The following is a 7391-nucleotide window of genomic DNA, read 5'->3' on the forward strand; positions in this document are numbered from 1 at the left end:
GTCAATTCCGGGTTTGACCGGAAATTTTACCTGCTGTTGCCGGTTTAATTTTGAATGCTGATGAGGTCAACCACAGTTCGAAAGAGGGTAATTTTGGTCTTAAAAAGGGCCGCGCATTACATCCCTAATTTCGCTTGCTGAAGATAAATATAAATCGCCGTTTAAACATATATAAACGGTGATTTTTGCGCTTAAATTTGTAATTAGTTGATAATTAGATAAATATGTCGTATGTTTGCAGGCGTTTTATAATTGTTAACCAAAAAAAGGAGGAAAATGATAAAGAAACACATCATACCATGTACGGTAATTATTGCATTACTGGTTATGGCAAAAGTGTTTGCTTACAACATGCCCCAAGCAGCGAAAAGTATTTCAAAAGAAGAAAAAACAACAAAAAAAGATACAGTAAAAAAGATCAGGAAGCCATTATCTCTGATGGCTCAGTTAAATTTTGCAGAAGAGTCGCTACCTATAGGTGATGCCAGGGTAGAGAAAAAAATGAAAAAGACACTTGCTGCGCATTATTTCAGTAATTTACAAACCAATATGCTGCATAGAAAGGCAGCGGAATGGTTTCCGATTATCGAGCCTATCCTTGCCGCTTACGGCATTCCGGAAGATTTTAAATATATGCCTTTAGTAGAATCCGGACTTAACAGTGGCGTATCACCTAAAGGGGCTGCAGGTTTCTGGCAATTTATGCCCGGAACAGCACGCATGTATGGTTTAAAAGTTAATTCAAGGGTAGACGAGCGTAAAAATTTACGTAAATCCACTATTGCAGCTGCCAAATACATCAAAGAGCTTTACGGCATTTTTGACAGCTGGACCTTGGTTGCTGCCGCATATAATGTAGGTGACAACCACATGAAACGCCAGATCAACAGGCAAAACCAGGATAATTATTTCAAAATGAAACTAAACCGCGAAACAGGCGGATATGTTTACAAATTGATATCCATGAAAGAGATCATGAAAGATCCTGTTCGTTATGGCTACAGAGCCCCCAGGGCATTGCTGGCTTACAACGCAGAAAAAGCTGAAGAAAAACATTCAGAATAAAAAAATACAAATACACGCAAATGGGGAAAGAGGTTGATCATCGATAAGAGATGATCAACCTCTTTTTGTTTCTTAGATCGTTTCCATTTGTAGAAATTGACGTAGGTGAATCTGTTGTATCCCTTTATAGGTATTGAGTGGTTTTAACTCGTCCATAGTAACAACGTATTTTGGATAATTGTCGGGTATTTCATTGAGGTTACCAAATTCCCGCTCGACAGTATTTTTATCTGTTAATAAATAAGTAACCTGGACGTATCGGCGTTCACCATTTTTTTCGGCCATGAAATCAATTTCTTTATCCTCCGATTTCCCAACATAGACACGATAACCATTACGAATTAAGTGAAGGTAAACTGCATTTTCCATAAGCTTGGCAATGTCACCACGATAATTCATAGGGCGTATGCTATTTCTAAGACCAAGATCCTCAAAATAATACTTTTCACCGATTTCAAATATTTTCAGTCCCTGAATATCCGCTCTTGATACTTTATGCACAAAATAAGCATTGGTTAATGCTTTAAGATAATTGATTACGGATTGAGTAGGAATATTGATCTGCTGTGATTTGAGGTATTTACTAATGTTTTGGGCAGACAATAGACTACCTGTATTGTCCGCTAGAAACATCACTAAATTCTCCAATAAGGCAACATTTCGTATATTTTCCCTGCTAACCACATCACGAAGCAATATGGAAGCATATAGATTCTTGAGATATTCAAACACAATAGCAGGATCTGTTCCAATATTGTGTTGATAAGGCATACCCCCAAGCGTGAGGTATAAATTTAGGTTTTCGACAGACTCTTTAAGTTGGTTAAATTCCAGAAACTCAGTATAACTTAATCCATGGATGGAGAATTCCATGTATCGTCCAGCGAGTAGCGTTGCCAATTCGCCTGATAACATGGTTGCATTACTACCCGTACAATAAATATCACAGGATTTTTGATTCAGCAAACTGCGTAAGCTATGCTGAAATTCTTCAATTTCCTGCACCTCATCAATAAACAAATAGTTTTTCTGATCTGCTGACAAATGCTGTTTTACATAGTTATCCAAATCTTTGTGATTTTTAAGAGCAGAAAAATCCTCTAACTCTTTATCTATGTAAATAACATTTGCATTTGGTTCTGTAATGCGAATCTGCGCTATGAGTTGTTTGAGCATATAGCTCTTTCCAACCCGACGTTGCCCGGTCAAGACTTTGATAAGATTTTTGCCAATAAAAGGTTTAATCTTTTCGATGTATCCAGAACGTATAATTAGATCTTCGCTCATAAGATTCTAGTATAATTGAAGGTTTTGTCAAATATAATAAAACCTTCAATCATAACGTACAAAAATATTAAATTTAAGAGAAGAGTACGTTATGATTGAAGAAAATATGCCGCTGTAAATCTATAAAAACACGCAAATGGGGAAAGAGGTTGATCATCAATTCTATAGCCCTAAATACCTCAACAAGGAGATCTCGGGAACCGATATCCGTTCTACGATTCATTGGGAACCCAATATCATTACCAATGAAAAAGGAGAAGCCACCATTTCCTTTTATGCCGCCGATCTGCCGGCCAGCTATACCATTGTGATAGAAGGGAGCAATATGAATGGCGGGATGGGGTCTGTCATCAAGCCCACTTTTTTTAAAGTAGAACCTTAAAAAGATGAAATCAAAAAAACTCCTTCTTTTCTTATGTATGCTATTGTTTACAAGGATATGTACTGCCCAATATCTGGTCGATCGTGCAAACCGTAAGGAGCATAGATGACCAACATAACTCAATCAAGTGACCTTTCTCTCCAAAATTTTTAGTTGTAGATTAACACTTCATCCTGTATATTTAACTAAAGCCATGAAATGAAACCTAAAATGAAATATTTACCCGGTATTGTACTTTTTTTAACAGGAGTTTTGATTTTGAATACACTAGCTTCTTTTATTCCTGTTAAAAAACTAAAACCCGATCAAAAATTCAATATCATCATCATCATGGCCGATGACCTGGACTCCAGGCAGCTCAGTTGTTATGGCGGTCAAAATCTTAAAACAAAATATATTGATGAGCTCGCTTCAGAAGGACTTAAATTTAATCAGATCATTGCCTCAGAGGCTATTTGTGTACCAACCAGAGCCTCCTTGTTTACCGGCCAATACCCACTAAAACATGGTGCTTATCAAAACCATAAACCAGTTTACGACAATTTAAAGAGTGTAAATCATTATTTAAGAAGCCTGGGATACAGGGTAGGGCTTACTGGTAAGGACCATGTCACCACGCCCAGATCTGTTTTTCCCTTTGATAGGGTAAAGGGCTTTGAACCAAACTGCGTTTCCGCTACTGATGAATATTATTTGGACAGTGTAAAAAGCTACATTACAAAAAAAGACCCGTATTGTTTATTTGTAATGAGCATAAATCCCCACACACCCTGGACCGTCGGTGATTCTTCAGAATTTAACGCCGATCAACTCAAATTACCCGCACACTGGGTAGATACCAAATTAACAAGAAAGCAGTTTTGTAAATATCTGGCTGAAGTAAGAAGACTGGATAATCAGGTAGGGGATATCATGAATCTTTTAAAAGAAACCGGGCAGGACAAGCATACGATAGTGATCTTTCTGGGCGAACAGGGGCCGCAATTTCCAGGTGGGAAATGGACATTATACGATAACGGGCAGAAGAGCTCGATGATTGTGAAGTGGCCGGGATTGGTACAACCAAAAAGCGAAACTGAGGCCATTGTACAATATGAAGATATAACACCTACCTTAATTGATATTGCGGGCGGTAAACCCATAGCGGGATTAGATGGAAAAAGCTTTTTAAATGTAATTAACGGGAAAACGGAAAAACATAGAGATGTGGCTTTTGGTATTTATAATAATTTTCCTGAAGGGCCAGCTTATGCGATCAGAAGCGTAAGAGATGCTCATTATAAGTTATTGTTAAACCTGAATTCAGAAAGCAGTTATTACATCAAATACATGATGAACATGGCAAATAAAGGATCTGCATGGTACACCTGGATGAATAAAGCAAATACGGATGAACACGCAAAATTTCTGACGGACAGGATCGCCAAACGGCCTGCCGTAGAGTTTTATGATATTTTAAAGGATCCGTATGAATTAAATAACCTTGCTGATAAAAAGGAATATCAGGCAATGATCAAAAAGTACGATGTCCGGATAAAAGAATGGATGAAGCAACAGGGTGACCCAGGTGCAGCCCTTGATGTACCTTTCGAGAGAAAAAATTAATCAAATATAAAGCTTATGCATAGACTCTTTGACTATTTATTGTTAACCGTTTTGTGTTTCACTTATGCAATTACGTTTGCACAGGAAAGGTTTCCTAAACCTTCCACTACACGATATTTTTTAAATAAACAAGAGATTTCTCCCCAATCAGTTTTTTTCCTGAATGAAGATGATATAGATTCGATAGGAGAATACGTTAGTCCAGATACATCAATCGTTTTTTACATTCATAAACCTAAAAAGATCATCTCCTATAAGCAATTGCTAAAACTTTATCAGCTGGAAGAGGAAGTGCTAAAATTTCCATTGTCAATCAATTCCGCAAGAAAAATTTCCAAGCCAGAGTTAATGGTGTTTTCAACGGATATGGTAGATGATATCAACGTCAATAAAACTGAGAAAAGTAAGCCAAAGGGTACTTTTATATACATACAGGCAGCATTCAAACGTTGGGAACGGGATTCAAAACGTGCATTTGCTATGGTTAAAATTAAAAAGAAATTAAATGACATCTGAAAGCACTAACCAACAATGAAGTATTACTTTGTATTTTTAACGCTCTTGGTGGTAGCAAGCAATACAAAAGCGCAGCGCCCTGCCTTGGATACCAATTATAGGCGGCCATATCTGCTGGTAAATGGAATACGTGCCGATCCATTGTCACTCATGGTTTTAAATAGCGATGATATCAGTGAAATAATAACTCTGACACAAACACAGGCCGCAAAATATGGAACAAAATATACCAGGTTTGGGGCGGTTGAGGTTACGCTAAAAGATAGTGCAGAAGTATTGAGCTGGGATAAAATGCTAAAGTACTATCATTTTAAACCAGGTGCAGCCAGACGGCCTGTGGCTGTCCATTTTGGATTACAATATGATTATCTCAATGTTGAACATCCTGAATTATTGCTGGTATCTAAATCCTCAGTTGGCAGAATTACTTTGGGCTCGCATCTTGGGGTTCCGGGCCGAATGGTGTTGAGTAAGAAGGTTCCATATGTAAAACACCCTCGAAGTAGTGAAGGAGTCGTTTATGTAATGTCAAATTCTGACTTTATTATAGATCCAAATCCAAAACTGGAAAAATTACATCAGATTTTTAAATTGGAAGCAAGGCGCAGGAGACCCTTGTAAGTGCGATAAAGTTCTATTTAATCAACGTAAGTTTTATAAGAAAGACAGTTAAAGCTCATTAATGTGCTGAAACTGGTAAAATTCGCTATCGTTCCAGTAGGTGAACACCTGGGTTTCTTTATTGGCATTTTTCAAAATCAGCAAATTACCTCTGATTTCAAAGATATGAGTGGGGAAGAACCTGATATCTTCCGGCTCAATTATTCCCTGGACGGCTTCAAGGCGTAAAGCAGCATGATGCTGTTGATGGGGAATATAGCTGTTCGGCTAAAAGCAGGTTTAAAGCAGCTTGGGTGCAGGTGGCTTCGGAGATTGGGTACCTTTTTCCGAAGCCAACTGTACGCCATGTGCAAGGTAGGTGCAGGCATGCTGAAGGAGCTTGGAGCAGATGGGGCACGATTGAGTGAAATTACTTCATTAAAAGTAATTGTGAAAATGAAATAAAAACTTTTTCAGTATATTGGCTATCAGAATTTTAACACCCGCTATGAAACCGCTCTTATTTACTTCATTTTTTATTATTCTTTCTGCAGTCCAGTGCTCAAAAGAACATTGATGTGAGAAAAATCTTAATAGCTGGTTTAGCCGTTCTGATAACGGGGGCAGTTTCCGCTCAAAAAGTAATTTATGAAAAGCCGGTAATTGCAGGCGCCTTTGTGCATATTTTTAATCCTAACGAAACACGGTCAGTAGAGGATACCACATGGTATACCAATGACCATTGTTTTATAAAAGGAACTGATGGTATCTGGCATGCCTTTGGCATTATTGGCCACCACCCGGTTAGACCATGGGCGGGGGAAACTAAATTTTTTCACATTACAGCCGGTTCTTTACGACAGCAGAAATGGAAAGACCTGGGTTACGCCATGCAAGCTCAGGAAGGGAAAGAAAGGGTGTTGTGGGCACCGCATGTTATAAAAGATAAAAAGGCTTTTTATATGTTCTATAACATCGGTAACCTGCAAAAAAATGCACCGGATTATGCTTCCTGGGGCCAGTTATGCGTGGCAAGAAGCACCGATCTGAAAAGCTGGGAGCGATATGCGCTGAACCCTCTTTTCAGCGATGCAGGCCATGCACGTGATTCATACCTGATGAAATATAAAGGCAGGTACTACTATTATTATACGAGAACATATAACGAAGTTGACTGCCGTTCGGTGGTATCGCTGAGAACTGGTCCTGATCTGTTTCACTGGTCGGGGCCAAAGGCAATACATATACAACCTTATGTATCAGACTGGGGCGGTGATGCTGAAAGCCCTTTTGTTATACATAGAAAAGGCATTTTTTATCTTTTTATCTGCAGAGCCATGACAGGGTATAATCAGACAGAGGTCTTCTGGTCTGAAGATCCGGAGAACTTTCCCCGGGAAAATTTTGTGTGTTCCCTTCCTGTACATGCCGCTGAAATTATATACGACAAAAAGAAAGGCTGGTTCATTTCCAATTCCGGATGGGATAAAAAGGGGATTTATCTGGCGCCTTTAAAGTGGGTTTCGGACAGTAAATGATTATCCTGATCAACTGGCTATGGCCCTGAACATTGCCCCTGATGAACTCATTGATTGGGCAGAAGTTATTAGATTTTGGCATATTCGCTACATTTTGAGACAAATTGCACAACATTTGATCAGCTGAATCAAATATTAATTCATCTATTAGCGTTACCAATAACTAATCAAACCAAGCTAAAATTGCCATTATGAAAATTACGATACGCAGTCTTACTCAAATTTAACAGCCCGGGATTTTATGGCAGTGTCTCCGGCATACGGTTTTATTTTTCAAAACCGGGTACGTAACCATAATATAACTTCTTCGACAAATATGTTAAATAAGCAATGAAAGGAACATGATCTGCTCTTGAAATGCTGCCTAAAACTGGTGATTAAAAAGAGGCGCATCTCGG

The 7391-nt window shown here is 38.5% G+C and carries 9 protein-coding genes; 8 read left to right on the forward strand and 1 reads right to left on the reverse strand.

The genetic code is table 11. The features are described 5' to 3' along the window. Positions 1-276: 276 nt before the first annotated feature. A complete protein-coding gene (locus R2Q85_RS20595; RefSeq protein ID WP_316813684.1) occupies positions 277-1065 on the forward strand; it encodes a lytic transglycosylase domain-containing protein in 789 nt (262 codons plus the stop codon). A 72-nt stretch (positions 1066-1137) separates the two neighbouring features. On the opposite strand, the gene R2Q85_RS20600 is transcribed toward R2Q85_RS20595, so the two are convergent. Beyond that, positions 1138-2352 carry an ATP-binding protein gene (locus R2Q85_RS20600; protein ID WP_316813685.1) on the reverse strand — a complete coding sequence of 405 codons (1215 nt, stop codon included), beginning with the start codon at positions 2350-2352 and terminating at the stop codon, positions 1138-1140. Positions 2353-2488: 136 nt separating this feature from the next. Here R2Q85_RS20600 and R2Q85_RS20605 point away from each other — a divergent pair, with 136 nt between their 5' ends. From R2Q85_RS20605 to R2Q85_RS20635, 7 genes are all read left to right on the forward strand, one after another. Further along, entirely contained in the window at positions 2489-2734 is a 246-nt protein-coding gene (locus R2Q85_RS20605) for a hypothetical protein (RefSeq protein ID WP_316813686.1), read from the forward strand. 198 nt (positions 2735-2932) lie between these two features. Beyond that, positions 2933-4339: a sulfatase gene (locus R2Q85_RS20610; RefSeq protein WP_316813687.1), complete on the forward strand. Its 1407-nt coding sequence runs from the start codon at positions 2933-2935 to the stop codon at positions 4337-4339. A 15-nt stretch (positions 4340-4354) separates the two neighbouring features. Then, positions 4355-4855, forward strand: coding sequence for a hypothetical protein (locus R2Q85_RS20615; protein ID WP_316813688.1), 501 nt, complete (start codon positions 4355-4357; stop codon positions 4853-4855). A 15-nt stretch (positions 4856-4870) separates the two neighbouring features. Then, positions 4871-5476: a hypothetical protein gene (locus R2Q85_RS20620; protein WP_316813689.1), complete on the forward strand. Its 606-nt coding sequence runs from the start codon at positions 4871-4873 to the stop codon at positions 5474-5476. Between the two features lie 63 nt (positions 5477-5539). Further along, positions 5540-5704 (forward strand): hypothetical protein, encoded by a 165-nt coding sequence (locus R2Q85_RS20625; RefSeq protein WP_316813690.1) that lies wholly within the window; start codon positions 5540-5542, stop codon positions 5702-5704. A gap of 6 nt (positions 5705-5710) precedes the next feature. After that, positions 5711-5920, forward strand: a complete 210-nt coding sequence (locus R2Q85_RS20630) for a hypothetical protein (RefSeq protein WP_316813691.1) — start codon at positions 5711-5713, stop codon at positions 5918-5920. Positions 5921-6033: 113 nt separating this feature from the next. Then, entirely contained in the window at positions 6034-6993 is a 960-nt protein-coding gene (locus tag R2Q85_RS20635) for a hypothetical protein (protein WP_316813692.1), read from the forward strand. Positions 6994-7391: the final 398 nt, after the last annotated feature.

The organism is Pedobacter heparinus, from assembly GCF_032678725.1.
Taxonomy (GTDB): Bacteria; Bacteroidota; Bacteroidia; order Sphingobacteriales; family Sphingobacteriaceae; genus Pedobacter; species Pedobacter heparinus_A.

Excerpts from the sequence above, each read along its gene's own strand:
- R2Q85_RS20595 (WP_316813684.1), top strand. The coding sequence starts at position 277 with ATGATAAAGAAACACATCATACCATGTACGGTAATTATTGCATTACTG.
- R2Q85_RS20600 (WP_316813685.1), bottom strand. The coding sequence starts at position 2,352 with ATGAGCGAAGATCTAATTATACGTTCTGGATACATCGAAAAGATTAAA.
- R2Q85_RS20605 (WP_316813686.1), top strand. The coding sequence starts at position 2,489 with ATGGGGAAAGAGGTTGATCATCAATTCTATAGCCCTAAATACCTCAAC.
- R2Q85_RS20610 (WP_316813687.1), top strand. The coding sequence starts at position 2,933 with ATGAAACCTAAAATGAAATATTTACCCGGTATTGTACTTTTTTTAACA.
- R2Q85_RS20615 (WP_316813688.1), top strand. The coding sequence starts at position 4,355 with ATGCATAGACTCTTTGACTATTTATTGTTAACCGTTTTGTGTTTCACT.
- R2Q85_RS20620 (WP_316813689.1), top strand. The coding sequence starts at position 4,871 with ATGAAGTATTACTTTGTATTTTTAACGCTCTTGGTGGTAGCAAGCAAT.
- R2Q85_RS20630 (WP_316813691.1), top strand. The coding sequence starts at position 5,711 with ATGATGCTGTTGATGGGGAATATAGCTGTTCGGCTAAAAGCAGGTTTA.